Annotated in this window: 20 protein-coding genes; 6 read left to right on the forward strand and 14 right to left on the reverse strand. The window is 50.8% G+C overall.

Annotated features, from left to right (window positions below):
• Nucleotides 1-35 precede the first annotated feature (35 nt).
• Both EYC87_RS07375 and EYC87_RS07380 read left to right on the forward strand, forming a co-directional pair.
• Entirely contained in the window at nucleotides 36-314 is a 279-nt protein-coding gene (locus EYC87_RS07375) for a TIGR03643 family protein (RefSeq protein ID WP_007228018.1), read from the forward strand.
• 138 nt (nucleotides 315-452) lie between these two features.
• On the forward strand, nucleotides 453-1,259 hold the full coding sequence (locus EYC87_RS07380; RefSeq protein WP_279252312.1) for an alpha/beta fold hydrolase: 807 nt from the start codon (nucleotides 453-455) through the stop codon (nucleotides 1,257-1,259).
• Nucleotides 1,260-1,431: 172 nt separating this feature from the next.
• On the opposite strand, the gene EYC87_RS07385 is transcribed toward EYC87_RS07380, so the two are convergent.
• Both EYC87_RS07385 and ypfJ read right to left on the reverse strand, forming a co-directional pair.
• On the reverse strand, nucleotides 1,432-1,644 hold the full coding sequence (locus EYC87_RS07385; RefSeq protein ID WP_007227667.1) for a hypothetical protein: 213 nt from the start codon (nucleotides 1,642-1,644) through the stop codon (nucleotides 1,432-1,434).
• Nucleotides 1,645-1,751: 107 nt separating this feature from the next.
• Entirely contained in the window at nucleotides 1,752-2,654 is a 903-nt protein-coding gene (ypfJ, locus tag EYC87_RS07390; protein WP_279252313.1) for a KPN_02809 family neutral zinc metallopeptidase, read from the reverse strand.
• Nucleotides 2,655-2,763: 109 nt separating this feature from the next.
• Here ypfJ and EYC87_RS07395 point away from each other — a divergent pair, with 109 nt between their 5' ends.
• Both EYC87_RS07395 and EYC87_RS07400 read left to right on the forward strand, forming a co-directional pair.
• A complete protein-coding gene (locus EYC87_RS07395; protein ID WP_007227865.1) occupies nucleotides 2,764-4,218 on the forward strand; it encodes a helicase HerA-like domain-containing protein in 1,455 nt (484 codons plus the stop codon).
• Nucleotides 4,219-4,399: 181 nt separating this feature from the next.
• The gene (locus tag EYC87_RS07400; protein WP_279252314.1) at nucleotides 4,400-6,247 is read left to right on the forward strand and encodes a DUF885 domain-containing protein; all 1,848 of its coding nucleotides are present in this window, start codon (nucleotides 4,400-4,402) and stop codon (nucleotides 6,245-6,247) included.
• Between the two features lie 36 nt (nucleotides 6,248-6,283).
• On the opposite strand, the gene EYC87_RS07405 is transcribed toward EYC87_RS07400, so the two are convergent.
• From EYC87_RS07405 to EYC87_RS07445, 9 genes are all read right to left on the reverse strand, one after another.
• Nucleotides 6,284-7,201, reverse strand: coding sequence for a DUF808 domain-containing protein (locus tag EYC87_RS07405; RefSeq protein WP_007227647.1), 918 nt, complete (start codon nucleotides 7,199-7,201; stop codon nucleotides 6,284-6,286).
• A gap of 93 nt (nucleotides 7,202-7,294) precedes the next feature.
• Nucleotides 7,295-9,457: a polyphosphate kinase 1 gene (gene ppk1, locus EYC87_RS07410; protein ID WP_279252315.1), complete on the reverse strand. Its 2,163-nt coding sequence runs from the start codon at nucleotides 9,455-9,457 to the stop codon at nucleotides 7,295-7,297.
• 280 nt (nucleotides 9,458-9,737) lie between these two features.
• Nucleotides 9,738-10,142 carry a hypothetical protein gene (locus EYC87_RS07415; protein ID WP_279252316.1) on the reverse strand — a complete coding sequence of 135 codons (405 nt, stop codon included), beginning with the start codon at nucleotides 10,140-10,142 and terminating at the stop codon, nucleotides 9,738-9,740.
• Between the two features lie 382 nt (nucleotides 10,143-10,524).
• On the reverse strand, nucleotides 10,525-11,394 hold the full coding sequence (locus EYC87_RS07420) for a universal stress protein (protein WP_279252317.1): 870 nt from the start codon (nucleotides 11,392-11,394) through the stop codon (nucleotides 10,525-10,527).
• A 152-nt stretch (nucleotides 11,395-11,546) separates the two neighbouring features.
• A complete protein-coding gene (locus EYC87_RS07425; protein WP_279252318.1) occupies nucleotides 11,547-12,572 on the reverse strand; it encodes an AraC family transcriptional regulator in 1,026 nt (341 codons plus the stop codon).
• Between the two features lie 181 nt (nucleotides 12,573-12,753).
• Nucleotides 12,754-13,281: a PspC domain-containing protein gene (locus EYC87_RS07430; protein ID WP_279252319.1), complete on the reverse strand. Its 528-nt coding sequence runs from the start codon at nucleotides 13,279-13,281 to the stop codon at nucleotides 12,754-12,756.
• 3 nt (nucleotides 13,282-13,284) lie between these two features.
• The gene (gene pspB / locus EYC87_RS07435; RefSeq protein WP_279252320.1) at nucleotides 13,285-13,542 is read right to left on the reverse strand and encodes an envelope stress response membrane protein PspB; all 258 of its coding nucleotides are present in this window, start codon (nucleotides 13,540-13,542) and stop codon (nucleotides 13,285-13,287) included.
• A 70-nt stretch (nucleotides 13,543-13,612) separates the two neighbouring features.
• Nucleotides 13,613-14,293, reverse strand: coding sequence for a phage shock protein PspA (gene pspA, locus EYC87_RS07440; RefSeq protein ID WP_279252321.1), 681 nt, complete (start codon nucleotides 14,291-14,293; stop codon nucleotides 13,613-13,615).
• Nucleotides 14,294-14,314: 21 nt separating this feature from the next.
• Nucleotides 14,315-14,494 (reverse strand): hypothetical protein, encoded by a 180-nt coding sequence (locus EYC87_RS07445; protein WP_279252322.1) that lies wholly within the window; start codon nucleotides 14,492-14,494, stop codon nucleotides 14,315-14,317.
• A 205-nt stretch (nucleotides 14,495-14,699) separates the two neighbouring features.
• Here EYC87_RS07445 and pspF point away from each other — a divergent pair, with 205 nt between their 5' ends.
• Nucleotides 14,700-15,719: a phage shock protein operon transcriptional activator gene (gene pspF / locus EYC87_RS07450; protein WP_279252323.1), complete on the forward strand. Its 1,020-nt coding sequence runs from the start codon at nucleotides 14,700-14,702 to the stop codon at nucleotides 15,717-15,719.
• 3 nt (nucleotides 15,720-15,722) lie between these two features.
• Here pspF and EYC87_RS07455 read toward each other — a convergent pair whose 3' ends face one another.
• Genes EYC87_RS07455 through EYC87_RS07465 form a run of 3 tightly spaced genes read right to left on the reverse strand, consistent with a single transcriptional unit; the run spans nucleotide 15,723 to nucleotide 18,455 of the window.
• The gene (locus EYC87_RS07455) at nucleotides 15,723-16,178 is read right to left on the reverse strand and encodes an SRPBCC domain-containing protein (RefSeq protein WP_279252324.1); all 456 of its coding nucleotides are present in this window, start codon (nucleotides 16,176-16,178) and stop codon (nucleotides 15,723-15,725) included.
• Nucleotides 16,179-16,191: 13 nt separating this feature from the next.
• On the reverse strand, nucleotides 16,192-17,358 hold the full coding sequence (locus tag EYC87_RS07460; protein WP_279252325.1) for a sulfotransferase family protein: 1,167 nt from the start codon (nucleotides 17,356-17,358) through the stop codon (nucleotides 16,192-16,194).
• Complete coding sequence (locus tag EYC87_RS07465) at nucleotides 17,355-18,455, reverse strand: DUF1214 domain-containing protein (protein WP_279252326.1); 1,101 nt, start codon at nucleotides 18,453-18,455, stop codon at nucleotides 17,355-17,357. Before EYC87_RS07465 ends, EYC87_RS07460 begins: the two co-directional genes overlap by 4 nt.
• 407 nt (nucleotides 18,456-18,862) lie before the next feature.
• On the opposite strand from EYC87_RS07465, the gene EYC87_RS07470 reads away from it, so the two are divergent.
• A complete protein-coding gene (locus EYC87_RS07470; RefSeq protein ID WP_007227668.1) occupies nucleotides 18,863-19,537 on the forward strand; it encodes a Bax inhibitor-1/YccA family protein in 675 nt (224 codons plus the stop codon).
• Nucleotides 19,538-19,597: the final 60 nt, after the last annotated feature.

Genomic DNA, 19,597 nt, shown 5'->3' on the forward strand with positions numbered 1-19,597 from the left:
AGCCCGCGACAATAGACCTTCGATTGGAAATTTTGATGAAACATCAGCGTAAGATTACTGCTCTCTCAGAAGAAGCTGAGTCCAGAATTATTGAAATGGCCTGGGAAGACCGAACTCCCTTTGAAGCAATACATGCAAATTATGGCTTTACCGAAGCGGAAGTCATTAAGTTCATGAGGTCATCGCTAAAGCCTTCCAGCTTTCGCTTGTGGCGCAAGAGAGTAACGAGTAAAAAAACAAAACACGTGAAGCTGCGAAGTCCGGAAGTTAGCCGTGGGTACTGCTCCACACAATACAAACCCAGGAGTAAATAGTGTCTTGGCTACCTGACGGGCTGCACTATAAATGACCTATGCTGGCCCTAAGCCCGACTGTGCTGTTTGTCGGCAGGCGTCACAATCGCAGAATGCCTTCGCCTTCGGATGCAGTGGAGCCCTTGGCAAATCATCCACATGAAACATGGCATAGCAAAGACAGAAGACGGCGTTAATATCGCCTACCAGGTTTCCGGACAAGGGCCAGCCTTGGTTTTGTGTCATGCCATGGCCAATGATCACAGAATGTATGATGAACATCGTGAAGCCTTTTCTAAGTCACACAGACTAATCACTTTCGATCAGCGTGGCTCTGGCTACTCAGATCATCCTCCCTTTGATGAGGGCCCCGAGAGCTACTACACCGTCGAAAAATTCGGCGATGATCTGAAAGCAGTTGTGGATCACCTGGGTATTCACCAAGTGACTATACTTGGTTTTTCGATGGGTGCAGTGGCCGCCCTCTCCTTTTCTACAAGGTGGCCAGAACGGCTAGACCGTCTTATATTGGCGTCTGCGATGGCATCACGTTTGCCTCAAGCAATCATTGCTCGCGCACGCTTGGTCGAAACAATGCTCGATGAAAAAGGCCTGGAAGAAACCTATGATTTCTATTTTTCAGGAACGCTATTTGATGGACTAATGGCGCAGAAAAAATTGCATCATATGATTGCCCTCTTCCGAGAGAAAGCGACGCCTCAAGGTTTCAAAGGTTGCTTTCGAGTGACAATCGACCGTCCCTCGCTTGTGGACGAGTTAAAGCTTATCAGATGCCCCACGCTTATTTTGGTTGGGGAAAATGACACGCATTACCTTGTCGAGGCCGAACTACTAGAAAACACTATTTCCAATGCAAAGCGAGTTGTTATGCCCGGTGTGGGGCATCCTCTGTCCGTTCAAGATCCGAAGGCATTTGAAGCAGAGGTCATTACATTTATTTCATGATCTTTTTAGTGGTGCCGTTCCTGACAATCCCATCATCAATGCGCCTTTAGTGATGGATTATCGGTTTCTTGCCGCCCTGCAGATGACCATAATAAAAACTATATTTTACTTTAGTTTATTATCGTATATATTTGATTAATATAGCTATTTATTTATATAAATGAGAAAAACCTCATCTGGTACCCAGAACCCATACCGCACCTCCGACAACACCCGCCGTGACCAACTCCGGCAGATAACTACCAAATGCCAGCAAAGCAGCGGCTGTAGCGACGATTGCAATGAGGCGCTCCGCCAGACCGTACTGACGATGAGATTCAATTTGCACACCCGGCTCCATGAGGTTTCGGGTAATGCGGTATTCAATGATTCTGGCAGAAGTCATAGGTGGTGCTCCAGTCGACCAAATTAACAAGGCCAATAATGGAGATGCTCGCCCGCCGATACCATCTGTCGCTAAATGAACGCGATTGAAAAAGCGACAGGTAAGATTTAAGAATCGTCGGCGGCGAACGTATCGCAGTCACTCAGTCGACCGCTTTCAAAGCCGACCTTAAACCACTTCACCCGCTGAGATGAGCTCCCATGGGTAAAACTGTCCGGCACCACCTGTCGGCCGGCCTCACGTTGCAGGCGGTCATCACCAATGGCGGTAGCCGCCGCGAGAGCTTCTTCCAGATCGCCAGGATCCAGCAGCCGCCTGTCTGCATTTGCAGCATAGCCCCATATACCGGCAAAGCAATCGGCCTGCAGCTCTTGTCGTACAGAAAGTGCATTGACAGCAGCCTTATTTTGGCCCTGTCCTGCCTTGCGCACGCTTTGACTGATACCCAGCAGAGTTTGTACGTGATGCCCGACCTCGTGAGCGATAACATAGGCTTGCGCGAAATCACCGGGCGCTGCATGGCGCTGACTCAGGTCCCTGAAAAACGAGAGATCTATGTAAAGCTGCTGATCCCCCGGACAGTAAAACGGCCCCACAGCGGCACTCGCCGAACCACAGGCGGAATTGACCGCGCCAGTGAACAAGACCAGTGTAGGCTCTTTATAGGTTTTACCCTGTAGGCGAAACAGCTGGTGCCAGGTGTCTTCAGTGTCGGCGAGCACAACGGCAACAAAATCTGCCAATTGTTGCTGCTCTTGCGTCGGTTGAAACTGCCCACCCGAAGCAGCTCCTGAACCACTGAGAGCCGGGCCCAACACGTCTACACCGAGCATACGGCCACCGAAGACCACTAATACGCCCGCTATCAGAATAAAACGACCGGTTTTACTGCGCAGCATGGCCGGCAGAAAACGCAGTATCAATGGAGCTGCCCCTGCCGATGCGTAACCAGGGGAATCGCCGCGCCTATCATCAATGTTGTCGCTGCGCCTACCGCCCTTCCAACGCATATTCCACTCCCAATCCTTCTATTTAATCTAGCAGCCCTGTGAAAACTGGCAACAAGCGCACGATAAATATACTCTCACTGCTCTACCACTCGCTATACGGAAACAACACATGAGTATACTCATCGGTGGCAATGATGCTGGCCAAGTTACGCTAAATCCGAAATACGCTAACCGCCACGGCCTCATTGCAGGCGCCACCGGAACTGGCAAAACCGTGACCCTGCAGTGCCTGGCAGAAGGGTTTTCGGACCTGGGAGTGCCGGTGTTCCTAGCGGATGTCAAAGGTGATATTTCGGGAATGAGCCAGCCGGGCAAACCGCACCCCAAGGTAGACGAACGCGTGGCGAAAATTGGTATCGAAAACTACAACCAGCGCGCCTACCCGGTGGCTTTCTGGGACTTGTTTGGCAAGAAGGGCACCCCTGTGAGGTCCACCGTGTCAGAGATGGGTCCGCAAATGCTCTCGCGTCTGCTGGATCTGAATGAGACCCAGGAAAGCGTGATGACCCTGGTGTTCGAGTTTGCCGACCAGGAAGGAGTCTTGCTGGTAGACCTTAAAGATTTGCGCACGACTCTGGAATACCTAGGAGATAACAGCGCAAACATGGGCACCGGTTATAGAGTATCAAAAGCCTCTGTGAACGCCATTTTGCGTCGCTTATTGATGCTGGAGCGCGAAGGTGGAAGGAAATTCTTCGGCGAACCGGCACTGCAGTTAGAGGACTTCATGCAGACCAGTCGCGACGGCCGTGGAATGATCAACATCCTGGCTGCAGACAAGCTCATCATGAGCCCAAGAGTTTATTCAACCTTCCTGCTGTGGTTGCTTTCTGAGCTTTTTGAAACGCTGCCAGAACTGGGCGATCCGGAGCAACCGGTATTGGTGTTCTTTTTCGATGAAGCACACCTGCTGTTCAGAGACAGTCCCAAGCACTTGTTGGAAAAAATCGAACAGGTCGTGCGCTTGATTCGTTCCAAAGGAGTAGGGGTTTATTTCGTCAGCCAAAGCCCCAGTGATATCCCCGATACCGTACTGGCTCAACTTGGCAACCGCATACAGCACGCGCTTCGCGCCTATACACCCAAAGAGCAGAAAGCCGTCAGAGTGGCAGCGCAATCTTTTCGCGCCAACCCGAAATTGGATACGGTTACCGCTATTACCGAAATGGGCGTTGGCGAGGCGCTGGTATCAACACTGCAAAAAAAGGGTGTACCCTCCCCGGTTCAGCGCGTACTGGTGCGGCCGCCCCACTCCCGCATGGGCAAAGCAACAGTCGCCGAACGCAAGGCCATCTTAGATCGTGACCCCAATATGCGACGTTACGGAGAGGCCTTCGACCCTCGTTCAGCGCACGAGGTATTGTCTGAACGCACACAGGCTCGCTTGAAGCAGCAGCAAGACTTTGAATCGGCCGAACGCACGACCAAAGCAAAAAGTAAAAAAAGCAGTGGCAGTTCGCGCCAAAGTGTTGGCGAAGCGTTTATGAAAAGCGTTGCCCGCAGTCTTGGGTCCGCCACTGGAAGGGAACTCTTGAGAGGGATTTTAGGATCATTGCTTAAATAGACTCACCGTCGTTGTCAAACGCTTTGCGCTTCGGTGACATGATTTTGTCCAGATACAGCGCGTTGGTGCGCAGCAAAAGAAGCAGTAATGCTGTTAGCCTGCGCGATTATTATCGCGACGCCGTCCAGGCTGGAATCGGCGCCCACGCGAACACTGCAAGCAATGTAAGGACGGCAACAACATGCTTAAAATTATTTTCGGCGCAGTTCTCACTGCCCTACTCGGCACTGCTCTAGCAGCAACAGCGCAAACGGCTGTTCCGGCAGAGCCCCACTTACAGGCAGCCCAGACGGAGTCGGACAGAGCCAACGCCCTTTTCGACGAGATTTTTGACCGTAAGGTGGCCCGCGATCCAGTTTATCAAACGTATCTTGGCCTTAAGACTAACTACGGCAAATGGTCCGATCTCTCGGAGGCCGGGCAAGCAGCCAACCTCGCTCACAGGCAAGCCGATCTGAAATTGTTGCAAGACATCGATACTGAGCAACTAAAAGCAGAAACGCTGGTGAGTTACAACTTACTGGAACAGAAACTGCTGGAAGAAATTGAGGACTACAAGTGGCGCCACCACAACTACCCTGTTAATCAAATGTTTGGTGAGCATGCGAGGATTCCGGCATTTCTCATTAACCAACACACGATCAGCAACGTTAGCGAGGCTGAGGCCTACATTTCTCGCCTAAACGGCGTGAATCAACGTTTGCAACAAGTGATTGATCAACTGACTATCCGGGAAAAGGAAGGCGTTATTGCTCCGAGCTTTGTGCTGCCACACGTATTGCGTGACTCAAGCAACCTTTTAGTAGGTGCCCCCTTCGACGGTGGCGAACCCAGTACCCTGATGATTGATTTCAGTTCGAAAGTGGCCAAACTCGATATACCGGCCCTAGAAAAAGCCAGGCTCAACGAAGAAGCTCGACTCGCCCTTTTAAACAGCTTCCAACCTGGATACCAGGGTTTGATCAGCTACCTTGAATCATTGCAGAGCAAGACTACCGCCGACGCGGGTGTATGGAAGCTTCCCGCGGGCGAGGATTACTACAACATACGATTGAATCGCGTGACTACTACCGATTTTTCCGCAGAAAAAATTCACCAAATCGGCCTCACCGAAGTCGCTAGAATCCGCGATGAAATGCGAGTAATTCAAGCCGAGGTTGGCTTCGAGGGCAGCCTGGGCGATTTTATGACATTCATGCGGACTGATAGCCAGTTCTACTTCGCAAACAATGATGAAGGCCGTGAGCAGTATCTGCAGCAAGCTAATGTAGTGTTAGCAGAAATAGACGAACGACTAGACGAGCTCTTTCTGGTCCGCCCTCAAGCCAGTCTTGACGTAAAAAGAGTGGAAGAGTTTCGCGAGCGTTCCGCCGGTAAAGCCTTTTACCAGCACCCAGCTGCCGACGGCTCACGACCGGGCAGATACTATGCCAACCTGTATGACATGAGCATGATGCCAAAATATCAGTTGGAGGCGCTGGCATACCATGAAGGACTGCCGGGTCACCATATGCAAATAGCGATCAAGCAAGAGCTGACAGGGCTCCCCAAGTTTCGTCGCTTTGGCGGAGTCACCGCCTACAGTGAAGGCTGGGGCTTGTATTCCGAGCTCTTACCCAAAGAAATCGGGATGTATCAAGACCCCTACTCAGACTTTGGTCGCCTGACCATGGAGCTGTGGCGTGCCGTGCGCCTGGTCGTCGACACCGGCATGCACTCCAAGAAGTGGACCCGAGAGGAATCAATCGAATTTTATACGAGCAATACGCCCAATCCGCGGATCGACGCCGTAAAAATGGTTGAGCGGCATGCGGTCATGCCCGGACAAGCCACTGCCTACAAGATCGGTATGCTCAAAATTCTCGAGAACCGCAGCAAGGCGCAGTTGGCACTGGGCGACGATTTCGATATTCGAGAGTTTCACGATGCGGTCCTGAAAAACGGTGCAGTTCCGATGAATCTGCTGGAGGCACAGGTCGATCAGTACATTGCGGAGAAAAAAAGCTCGACTCTGGAAGACAAAGCCTGATGCTTCAGGCTGATCTGTGATCTGCTGCGGACCTCTTCAGGTTCGCAGCTTCTTAGCTCCCTCTACCATTACAACCACCAGCGCACCGGCGACAAGGCCGATCAGCATGCCTGCAATGGTGGGTGTTAGCGCAGCCATAACCGGCGTTAGGTTGTGCGCGAAGTGCTCTACTGCAGCGCCCAACGGGGGAATATTGTGCAAAAGAATACCTCCCCCGACCATAAACATTGCGACGGTGCCGATGATACCCAACGCCTTCATCAACCATGGCGCAAAACTGATGAGGCCTTGGCCAAACCATCGCATGAACCGAGGCCATAAGCCTTCACCTTGCTTCTGAAAGAGATATAAACCGGCGTCATCCAACTTCACGATTCCCGCAACTAACCCATAAACCCCAACCGTCATTACAATTGCAATGCCCGCTAGCACACCTACCTGGGTTATAAATTTTGATTCAGCCACGATACCCAGCGTGAGCACAATAATTTCGGCCGATAAAATGAAGTCTGTACGAATTGCACCCTTAATTTTCTTTTGTTCAAACGCCACCATATCGACGCTCGGGTCTGCCAACTGCTCTACCAATTCATCATGATCTGCTGCTTTTTCAGCTCCGTGGAAAAACTTATGCGCAATTTTTTCAAAACCCTCAAAACACAGATAAAGGCCGCCCGCTATTAACGCGGGAATAATCAGCCAGGGAGCAAATAACGAGGCCAGCAGCGCCACAGGTACGAGAATCAGTTTGTTGACAAACGACCCCTTGGCCACGGCCCAGACTACCGGCAACTCGCGTTCGGCCCGAACACCGGTGACTTTTTCTGCGTTTACTGCCAGATCATCGCCCAGCACGCCAGCGGTCTTCTTCGCCGCCACTTTAGTCATCAGTGCCACATCGTCCAATACCGCGGCAATGTCATCAATCAATAACAGCAGACTGCTACCAGCCATGTTTTTCTCCAACTTCAAGTGGTCGATGCAGTTTGCCTACATACATCCCAAAAAACTAGTTAGCGGATTGCAGAGCGCTTAATCACAATGCATTCAGCCCGACCCAGGTTTAACCACAGGCTTACTCCGCCTGCGAGTTGCCGGAACGTTCATTAGCGACTTGGGATAACGCGGCAGCTTACCGCTCTCCAAATAGCGATGAATAGTCTCCTGAGAGCGAATTCTGGCGACTTTTCTCTTGACCGGCAGATACGCGTTTTTTTGCTCTTGATCCAGTACTCTCGACTTGACGTTATCGTGCCATTGTTGATCGAGAATATTCTGTATTGTTTTTTGGGCGTCCTCATCAAAAATGGGAACCAACACCTCCACCCTAAAATCCAGGTTCCGTGTCATCAGGTCAGCTGAGCCAATCAAATAGCGCGGGTTACCACGATTGTAGAACACGTAGGTCCGAGGATGCTCCAGATATCGATCTACAATACTTATAGCCTGAATGTTCTCGGAAAGCCCCTTTACTCCTGCAAGGAGTGAGCACATCCCACGTACAATAAGATTGATTTTAACGCCCGCTTCACTCGCCTCGTAGAGCTTTTTCACCAGATCACGATCAACGAGGTTATTGCACTTAAGCGTCATCTCCGCGCGATAGCCTGCGCGCGCGTTGGTAATCTCCTGCTCGATCAATTCTGTAAGACCAGTTCGACTACTGTGCGGAGAAACCAACAACAAACGATATTCTGGGCGCCTGTAGTTGTATTGTAGAAAGTCGAACACGTTATAGACGTCTTTGCCGACATTCTGGTCATAGGTCATCAAGGTGAAGTCAGTATAGACACGAGCAGTCTTCTCGTTGAAATTGCCAGTGCCAATATGACTGTAAAAACGCCTACCCGCCTTCTCTCTTCGCTCAATCAATACAATTTTAGAATGGACTTTGAGACCTGGAATCCCAAATATGACATTAATGCCGTTCTCTGTGAGACGCTGCGCCCAGCTAATATTGGCTTCCTCGTCAAACCGTGCAGCAAGTTCCACTACTGCCAGCACTCGCTTCCCATTATCCACGGCATTGACCAGCGCATCGATGACTCTGGAGTTTTTTGCCACGCGATAAAGGCATATTTTAATATCGGTGACATCCGGATCAATTGCGGCTGTCTTGAGCAGGTCCACGACATAGTCAAAGGGGTGGTAGGGATAGTAGAGAAATACATCTTTTTGCTGAATCGCATCAAATATACTGCCTGGCTCATCCAGGCGCGAGAGGCGTATCTGGGACAACGGCTTGAACTCCAAATATTTTGGACCAACATTAGGAAAGCTCATAAAATCCTTGGAGTTATGATATCGACCTCCGGCGATAAGACTGTCGTACTTACCAAAGCCAAATCGGGCACTGACAAACTCTAACAGTCGCTCAGGCATGGTGCCGTCATAAACCATTCGCACTGCGTCTGCCTTGCGACGCTGTTTCAGGCTCTTAGTCATTTTATCGATCAAACTCTGGGAAATGCCGGTATCTATCTCAAGCTCCGCATCTCTGGAAAACTTAAAGCAATAAGCTTGCACTGCATCGACAGGGATCACCCCTCGAAACATTTGCGGAAGACAGGCTCTTATAATATTGTCCAACACGATAAATACTTTTCCACCGCGACCTTTGCGTCTGGGAATTTCGACAAAGCGCTCAAGGCGATCGGTCGGCACTTCCACCACAGCGTGGTCATATCCTTCCCCGGAACGGATATCAATAGCGAGATAAAGAGACTCGTCATTCAGTGCCGGTATTGCCAAACCCTCTCTTAACAAAATAGGTTCAAGCTCAGGTAGTACGGTTGCAGTGAAGTAATCCTGCACAAACGCTGCCTGCCCCTCGTCCAGTTGGCGCTCATTTATCAGATAAATTTTTCGCTGTGCAAGGCCACTCATGATTTGCAGATAAATACGGTCGAATTCAGCCTGCAGCGCAACCACCCCATCGAGAATGGCCGCCAGCAAATCCTTGAAGTGCTGCCTATTGGCGCCACTGGAAACTGAAATCAGCCTGCGCACTTCTGCTGCCCGAACCCGAAAAAACTCATCTGAGTTGTTGGAAAATATTCCCAGGTACCTGAGTCGTTCAATAATAGGCACCGACTCATCCGCGGCTTCCTGCAGAACACGTGCGTTAAAAGACAGCCAGCTCATTTCCCGAGGGTAAAAAAGATCGTGTTCGCGTAGGTCAGCTACGCGAGTTTTGATGGGATTGACCATGATACTCCTGTCGCCTAAAGAAAATGGGATTGCTCCATTGCAGCAACAATACTACAAAAAAATGACTAGGTAAGTGACCGGTATAAAGGTGATCGGATTAATATAGAAGAAGTCGACAAAAAAACCCGACTCAAGAGCCGGGCAAAGTAGGGATTCAATCCTACAGGGGATTAAGGTGCGGCCGCGCAGTCAGGGGTGGCCTGCCAGCCGCGATGTTAAAAAGTCTGTTACTACGAGAGTCAGGCTTAGTGAGGGATGGTTTCCCGATAATCTCTATCTATCAGGCTGCTGCCTGCTGAATTTCCTGTCCGTATTCTGTGGCTACAGCCTCAAAGCTGTAGTCCGCCATATCGAGCTCCCTCAAGGCCTGCATAACGTCTTCACCGCTGCTAGACTGCAGGCGTTTATCTACTGCTGTCAGCAGGCCGAAGCGGTTAACCATCTGCCAGGTACCTGTGGCTCTGGTGCGCTTACCCTTGGCATAACCCAAACACTCTTCGTAGGCATAGATCGCTCGCACTGCTGCAAACTCAGCCTTAGATTTGGCGCCATACTGCTCGGCTCGCAAATCCACTGCTCGACGATACGCTTGCTGGGCTAACTGTGGGTGCCCACGCTGGATCGCGTTTTTGGCAAATACATAGCACAACTCCGGCTCTTTGATTCTCTTTACTAACTCGTGCATGTTTTTCCCCTCTATTTAACCTGCGCACTTGTGTAGTTGCGCCCGGTATGGAAAACATATTAGAGGCTGCAGTAAAATTGCCACATGGCCGCTTACGCCAATCGCATGGCCATCTGCGACAAGGCTGATGTCAGCCGTAATTTTTATATGAAAAATCGACCGCAAGTGTCTGTTAATTATGAGTTTATTAGATTAAATTCTGGTATAGAAAGATATAAAAAAAGCCCGCCTACACAGAGTGTAACGGGCCAACAGCCGTATGTTTCGGGGCAGAAACATCGGCTAGGGGACGTGTCAGCACATGCAGTTAGCAACGTGCTTACTAAAAAGTAGTCCCCCTTGGCTAGAATGCAAACTTTTCAGGGTAAAGAATTCGCCCACATCAGGGTTTAAGCGCGAGGATATCGGTTTTTAAGTGGGTGAGTACTCTTTCTGCTGTATTGCCAATCAGCTTCGCTTTCACACCTTTGCGCCCCACCGTGCCCATGACCACTATTTGCGCTCGCCTGCCTGCTGCCTGACTGGCAATGACTTTTTCGACCGGCCCCCGTTTTACGACGAAATTCTTTTCAGGAATCGCGAACTGTTTCGACAGGGCCCTGACATGCGGAGCCATATCCTCTTTTGCATCTTCCACGTAGCTATGTGTGTCGATAAGATCCAGGTCGTCCAGCAGAGTCGGTACTTCAACGGCGCTTATAATTTCCAGATTGGCGCTCATTGCATCTGCCAACTCAATAGCGCGACGCAATATATCGGCATTGAGTTTCTTTTTTGCGGGCAGACGACTGCCCAAATCCAGCGCGGCCATCACCAGATGGGTCCGTCGCCATTTTTTCTCCGCAACGATGACGACGGGCGCAGGACATTCCCGCAGAAGCTGCCAGTCAGTAGAAGCATGCGCAAAGCTCTCTGTCTGGCTTCCCGTCTTTACTACCATTTGATAGTTGCTCTTGGAGCACTTCTTGCTCACCCAATCGGCAACATCCTTTTCCCATAAGACCTTGAGCTTCACCTTTTGATCGTCTCTGGAAAACTTGCTGATACGGCTCCCTACTTCAGCTTCCCTTTCGGCCAGCAAGCGCTTCTTAATCGCGGCCTTTTCAGCGGCAGTCACTTTCAACCGACTCAAGGGCGCATAAACAAAAGCATAAACCTCAGCATTCAAGCCCAGCTTGTTCGCCAACTCGAGTCCCCGAGGAGTCGCAATTCCATCGCCTTTGACGTCTGCGATAACCAGTAATTTACTCATGCGCTAAATCCTGTACTGACACAAACTATGGATTATAGGGGGTTGAATGTCAGAGGGAAGTGGGTCAGGTCAATAAGAATAGAAAAAATCTACGCCACCGCCTGGTAAAACACTGCCCCGGGCACCCATTGCAGGGCCAGGGACATCAAAACTCAAGATAGCCTGTGAGAGTCCCTGAAGTCTGCGGGTGCTACTCCAGTCCATCGCTTGAAGGCACGAGAAAACGTACTAGGCTCTGAAAAGCCAAGCATATAGGCGGTTTCCACGACCGATCTATTAGGGTGACTGAGGTATTTACGAGCCAGTTGCAGCCGAGTGTCCTGCAACAGATCCATAAAGCTGGTGCCTTCGTCCTTAAGCTTTCGCTGCAGCGTCCTGTTGCTAACATGCAGGGCTTGAGCAATTTGCTGCTGGTTGGGCGGTCCATCTGGCAAATGCTCGACAATTTTATCCACAACCCCTCGCGAAATGGACTGGACCATGAAACTATCAAGGTAGGTCTGAGTTTGTTCATCGTTGACCCTCGCCAGCTCAGGGTCGCCTGTAACCAGCGGTTCCAGAATATCTGCGCGATACCAAGCCAAACAACTGCGTGAACTTTCAAACTCCACTCTGGCCGCAAGCATCGACTCCCAGCGCTCTGCCGACTGCGGCTCAGGCCGTTCCAACTGCACCTTGACCGGTGCCAGAAAATCGCCAAGAGCAAGCGAGCACATGCGCGCCACCATACCGATAGCGTAGTCTCGGCTGGAAAAGTGAAAAGTTTCTGACAATGGAATGCGACCCAAATCCAGCACCACCAGATCGGCCTCCTCCAGCAGACTTATGTCTGCGGCGGTACTAACCAGCTTGCCAAAACGTGCCAGTCGCTTGAGACCGCCATAAACTGTATCGCTGGCAAGCCATGCAAAGCCCAGACCGTGCAATGCCTGCGGTTGCATCTGCTTCCCGGCGAGCAATCCAAACGCCTCGTCATTAGACTCTTCCACGCAACGCTGCATTAGAAGGTTGAAATTATCGTGTGGAACCCGCCAGTCAGGATTTGCGATTTTTGCGACATCAATACCAACTTCGGCCATCAGTTCCATTGGATCCACTCCATGCAGCCGAAGCGCTTGAGCAACAGGTAGCAAAAATGTACCGAGGATGGAATACTGCAAGGGTATTGCTTCGCTCATGGACTATCCCTGACGGAAAAGGCCAATATAACACCTGTCTGCCTGCAAACAGTAGCTCATACGTCGCTGCAGCGCAGGCAGCTATGATTAAAGCGAGCTCGAGTGGTGGCTGATGCTAATCAAACCGCCCTTTCAGCCCTCAGGAGCGAGAGCATGAAGGGTGGTTATGATGGTGAGTTAATTAGAGCTGTGAAAACTCTTTGTTGAGATTGTAGCGCCTGGAAGTCACGTAGGACTCCATGTTTTCTACCCTGCGCAATGCAGCGTCCAGACGCTCACGCGCGCGCTCTAGGCGCACACCGCCCGATTCGCTATAGCGAAAAACCTTGCGCGGGCGGTAGTCGTGATGACGTTCGTCGTACTCCATTTCAATCTCCGCTTCTTCATATTCAGGTTCTGTTTCATAGCCACCATCAGAGCTGCGCCGGGTGGGTTGCGGAGCTAACAAAACCCATGCGCCCAGGTAAACCCAAAGGGCCAGTGTGCCAGTAAACAAAAAGCCTCCTACCCAAATCAGGCGCATTACCCAGTGGGCAATATCCCAATGGTCGGCCAGTCCAGCACACACTCCAGCCACTTTACCTTCACGGGTATTACGGTATAAGCCCATGCTCCAACCGCCCCGCTTGTTCGAGCGGAAGCGACGGCTTTCTCGCTTATAGGTATCGCGATATTTCTTGTGTTCGCCTCTGCGTCTGCGTCTAGTCATAATTTACTCCTCCTCCCTGTTACTCCGACCGGGTTTTGCCCGCCAGTCGGAATGATCCGCATCCAGAAGAGACTCTAATGTCTCAATGCGGTCAGTCAATTTGTCCACCGTTTCCAGCATGTGCTCGACAGTTTCCCGATCCTCCTGGGACAAACTTCTGGAGGAGCGGCTTATACTGCGGTAATGCATGGTGATCCAGAGGGGCGCCACAATCACTATGAATAAAACGGTGGGGACGACCATAAATTGCCAGAATTCCATTAACTTATTCCTTAGGCTACGGTATCAAGTGACACCATGCTGCCATTGTTAAACCGGATTACCAAACCCTTCAGGATTGCTCAGGTTTGCCGTCCATTGAAGACTTCAATCGCGCCAGTTCGTCGCTGATTCGTTCGTTCTCTTCAAGGGCATCTATTTCAGCGGCAAGATCGGGAGGGACATCACGACCTACATCCATCGACTCCAACTGACTTTCTAGAGTATCCATGCGCCGTTCGAAGTTTTCAAACCGCTGGAACGCACCATCGAGGGCCTCCCGGTGCATCTGGCGCTTCACCTTGATGCGAGACTCTACCGTTTTACTGCGCATCATCAACGCTTTCTGCTTAGCTTTGGCGTCCGTCAACTTCTGTTGTAGCTGAGAGACCTCTTCATTGAGCTGCGCGATATGGTCATCCGTTGCCTTAAGTTCCGCCGCCACCGTTGCAAGCTCGTCCTCTATGGCATGCTTTTCCTGCAACGCAGCACGGGCCAGGTCCTCGCGCCCTTTACTGATAGCCAGCTTCGCCTTTTCTTCCCAGCTGTCAGCTTCTTCCTGAACTTGCTCCAAACGACGGGCCGCTGTCTTACGATCTGCCAGCACGCGCGCGGAAGACGAACGGACCTCTACCAGCGTATCTTCCATCTCCTGGATGATCAGGCGAATCATCTTTTCAGGGTCTTCCGCCTGATCCAGAAGCGAATTTATGTTCGAGTTGATAATGTCTGTCATACGGGAAAATATACCCATGGTGTTTCTCCTTTTGCTCTCTTAACAGCCTTTTACCTGAGACTTTCCCTCAGGCCTGGCTATCCAGTAAATAAATTCAATCACCGCTACCACCTGCACAAAGCTCCACAGGCCGACGGCGGATCCAACAACCGCGCCAGTCAGCGCGCACAGCACACCCAGTGCGGTATAAATCAGGCATCGTTCACCCAGTTTGTTCATTGCTTTGTTTTCCCTACGTTGTCTGTCGACTTCTCTGCGTCGTACAGCTCTACTAATACAGAATTCATGCCAATCACGCTATCTAATTGATTTTATTGATTTAATTCAGATTCTCCTGGTGTGAGGACGGTTTTTTATTATCATATAAGGTCTAAATTACCTAATAATAGGTATTTAAAGCCAAAATTAATGGTATATTTTACCTATGAAGCGAACACCAGAAAGCATTATCGGTAACTCCACGGCGCTGGCTAGCGCTTTAGATCGAATATCGTTGCTCGCCCCTATCAACCGGCCAGTATTGGTCATTGGCGAGAGAGGCACGGGTAAGGAACTGGCTGCTAACCGACTGCACTTTCTCTCTACCCGCTGGGAAGCACCCCTGCTGAAAGTAAATTGTGCAGCGATTGCTGAAGCATTGCTGGAGTCGGAGCTGTTTGGTTATGAACCCGGTGCTTTCACCGGTGCCAATCGCATGCATAAAGGACTGTTTGAACGAGCCGATGGCGGCACCCTGTTTCTGGACGAACTGGCCAACATGTCCACCCGCCTGCAGGAAAAGCTACTGCGACTCGTAGAGTACGGCGAATTCGAAAGACTGGGTGGGCAAGAGACCTTGCAAGTTGATGTACGAGTGGTGGCAGCGACCAATGGCAATCTTCCCGAGCTTGCAAAAACCGAACAGTTTCGAGCTGACTTGTTAGATCGATTGAGTTTCGACGTTGTGCATATCCCTGCCCTGCGTCATCGACCTGAAGATATTCCGGAACTCGCCGAACACTTTGCCATACAAATGAGTTCAGAGTTGGGCTGGGAGCTATTCGCCGGGTTCACCGCTGCAGCAATGGAAACCCTGTCCAAGCACCAATGGCCAGGAAACATTCGGGAGCTGAAAAACACAGTGGAAAGATCGCTTTATCGCTGGGGCGATGGCAGCCAGCCGGTAGGTGACATCGTACTAGATCCGTTCAAGAACCCTTTCAGTGAACCCCAGCCGATAACAGTCAACGCGCCTGTGAGCGCAAAGGCCGAGACTCAAGATCTTATCTCCGACGACTTTACTGCCCATATTGAGGAGTTGGAAAAGCAGCTGCTGTTAAAGGCATTGGAGCAATACGGCTTTAACCAGCGCTTAACCGCCGAATCCCTGGGCCTCAGCTACGACCAGATGCGCGGACTGGTCCGCAAACATGCGCTATCGAAACGCAGCCGGAAAAGCAGTTAGAGATTAACTGGCCTTATAAATCGCTTCGGCCCGCGCCTTCAGGTTCCTGGCGCAGAGATTAAACCCTGTCCGTACCTGCTCTCCCATTTGATCTACCATGGTTGCAGCGAAATCTCCACTAAAGTCATCGTAGGTGACATAGGTACACTGGGTATCGCTTACCGCTGTGATGACCTGGGAACGATCTGCGTGGATGGGATCTCCGTCCTTATTTTCCATCGACCAGGTGATTTTAGCCGGAGCATCGATGAAAGTGATGTACTCCACCTGTTCCTGCAGCCCGTTACCAAGATTTACCTGCATTTTGACCGGCGAGCCTACTTCTAGCGCCGCTTCTATACTGGGGCAAAATTCATTCCACTGCGGATAGTGCTTAAAATCTATGACGACTTGCCAGACCAGTTCAGCCGGAGCGGCGATGGTCAGTGTTTCGGAGCTAACCTGAATAATATTCGACATTGCGTTCTCCCGACTATGTACTGATTGGCCAGCGCGAATCGTTGGTGTAAAAAGCAAAGCGCTGACTAATTAACTCACGGGTCAGGCCGTATTCTTCCAAGCTGTACTCGTGCTTGCCGTGCTTACCTTTGGGGTTCGCTTCGATGTGAGACACCAAGGCATCGCGTGTTTGATCGCCCATGGTCATGCCAAAGCCGCCATAAACTCGTTCCACCACTCCTATTGGGTCGTCCACGAACTCTTGCTGGGAACAATCCACGAACAACTCCTGGGGTAGCTTGTCCCTGGCTGCCAGCCCTATCTCAAGGGTGAGTGCATACCACTCCATCACTGCTCGCCCAATCTCCCCCCCATCCAGGTGGTTGTAGTCACCGGCGTACATATTCATCACGGCTTTATTCATACTGTTAATGGAGGGCACCACTGCCTGGGGGTCGCGGTGACACCAGATGAAACGCGCATCCGGAAACACCTTTAAAATAGCGTCTATTCCCATCATATGTGCCGGCGCCTTGAGCATCCATTGCTTACCGGGCATCCGCCAATTAAGCATTTGCAGTTGCTGCTTCTGATACTTATAAAGGGGCACCAGATCCTGCTTCAACAGCCAGCTGTGATAGGGCTCCAGCATAATTTCAAAGCCCAGCTGCACACCGCCAAAGGCAAATGCATGCAGTAGAACACACTCTTCGGGGGTATCTGCATCGACAAAATGAATTTTGGCGAAGTCGGAATCCCGTGTTGCTTCCAGGGCCTTGGCAAGATAATCGTAGCGAGGGTCTTTGTCGCCCGGCTGACTCCCGGGCCAGGGGTCTGGAAACTGAACTTCCCACTGCAGCAGGCCGCGATTCTCTGGAGCTGACACCAGCAAATTCAACAGTGCTGAAGTGCCCGAGCGCGGCAGACCGGTGACAAAAATCGGCGCCTCGATCTTCTGCTCTTGCCATTGGGGAATGGTCTTGAATGCATTTTCGCACTTTAATCTCGTGGCCAATTGCATGACCACCCGGTCGCGACAACTTTTGCGACCCGCAAGATCCTCAATATGCGCATCATAAGTCTGTAGTAAAACCTCAAGACCTTCCCGATAAGGAAACTCACCAAAATCATCGAAACCAGTCTGGGATATTGCCTCAGCGATCAGTTCATTTGCGTCAAAACCAATGGGCTCCGCGCTCATTTCAGGTCCACCAACTTCATCACTTTGGTCTTTAATAGCGGGTGTTTATTAGCCCCTATCCAGCGCCAGCACATAGTGCCCATATTGTGACCGGCGGTCTCTATCCAGTTCGGCACACCAGGATCAGCATGCGATACCACCACCCGCACGCTGCCATCATCGTTATAGTGGGCAGTGTGTTTATTAACGTGGATAGTGTGATGGCGATAGTCCAGTGATTCCATCCACCAGTTGTCCAGCTGAAAATTCCAGGTCTGGCACTCGGGAATTTCCGGCGCATCAATCACGAACACTTCATCATCCGCTAACTGCCAGGCACTATGAAAATAAAAAATATTGGGGTCTCCGCCAATCGACTGGCAATAAGCCTGATCGGCAGGCGGCAATTCATTGATGGTGGCTAAAAAGCTCTCGGACCAATTTTCAAACAGCGTGGCAGAACCACGCACAAACATTACTGCGCCCTGCAATCCACGCTGCAGCTTCTCAGCGGTCAATGGCGCGGGTCTGTCGTCGCTCGCGCCAATCCGCTCTATTTTAAGCTCTGCGGGCTTCTCGTTAACCCGATCCTGGAAAGTCTGGCGAACGGTAATGGAATTGGTTTCGTCACCCATAGGCAGCCAGTTACCGGGCTTCTCCGTCGGGCTGATGATAATTTCGATCTCTCCGTTGGCGCCAATATCCATTTCCTTGTGATCGATATGACCGGTGACTTCCATAGTGCCGCCCGAAGCGTACTTATTGATCACCGTACTAATGCCTAGATAATCGACACTACCCCGCGTGCCTATAATCCGATAGTCGTATGCGGGGTTAATTGTGGCGCTCTCGTAGCGGTTATCCGGGTTGTCCGCTCCCAGTTTAATGGTCTCATGAGCTCCGCAGCGAAGCTGGGGAAACATGGGATCGCGAAACTCAAGAAAGCTTTCCAAACCACCACGTAGCAACCTGGACAGATAACGATAACCCTCGGCCTGGTTAAACGCGTCATTAGGAGCCCTGTCGCTGCGCACAATGTTGCCAGCTTCCTTTAGCGCATCACAGAATTCGTCCCAAGCAGTGCCATCGAGCACTTTTTGTTCAGCTTCGCTTGTCATTGTTATTGCCTCCGTTGCGCCAGGGTGAATTAACTGAATATCTTTTATAACTGCTACGCCAGGACAATTCATCTAAAACAGTGTCGCTGTGCTTACGTTCAACTCTGAGTGGAACAAAGGTGCGATCTATTAAACCGACAAAGCCCCTTTGGGCGACCAATGTATCTATCGCGCGCAGCCATAAAACCTCTGACAGCCAACCCCGGGATAGAGTATTCTGGTCATAAAGTGAGCAAAATAGTGCTGCGGACCCAGTGATCTTTACCGTAGTAGAAAAAACGTCTCAAATTCAGTAACCTAGACTTCAATAATTTGATGGTTTAAACCCTTTAAATTTGAACTTCTCGGCCTTATTATCTGTCATAACACTATCCGCACGAGCCGTGCGACGCATTACGGAGTAGACGATGCAAGACAAGAGTTTGTACGACATGAACACTGCAGGCATAGACAGCGTTCTCAGCACTAATAAGGTGCTGAAGAACACCTATATGCTACTGGGCATGACCCTGGCCTTTAGTGCAGTTTGTGCAACCATATCCATGGCCATGGGCCTGGGGCATGGCGCCGCCCTGGTACTTAGCCTGGTGGGCTTCGGATTACTGTTCGTGGTTCACAAAATGGCAGATAGTAGTAAGGGGCTGTTAGCGATCTTTGCATTCACCGGCGTAATGGGCGCGTCTATCGGACCAATGCTTAATTACTACCTGTCCATGCCAGGCGGCTCAGCACTAGTTATGCAGGCATTAGGTGGAACAGCAGTGGTGTTCTTCGGCCTTTCTGCCTATGCCTTGACGACTCGCAAGGACTTTTCCTATATGGGCGGCTTCTTGACGGTTGGGCTGTTGGTTGCAGTAGTGGCAATGATCGCTAATATCTTCCTGAATATCCCCGCCCTGTCACTAACGATATCAGCCGCAGTGATCATGATTATGTCTGGCCTGATACTGTTTGACACGAGCCGCATTATCAATGGTGGCGAAACTAACTACATCCGCGCAACCGTGTCCCTGTACTTGAGCATTTATAATCTGTTCATTCACATGTTGCACTTGTTGACCGCGCTGAGTGGTGATGACTAATACAGCCTATGGCGGCACCAGACCCCGGTTAACACCGGGGTTTTTTGTTTTTATAGCCTC

This window comes from Candidatus Seongchinamella marina (genome assembly GCF_026262685.1).
GTDB lineage: Bacteria > Pseudomonadota > Gammaproteobacteria > Pseudomonadales > Halieaceae > Halioglobus > Halioglobus marinus.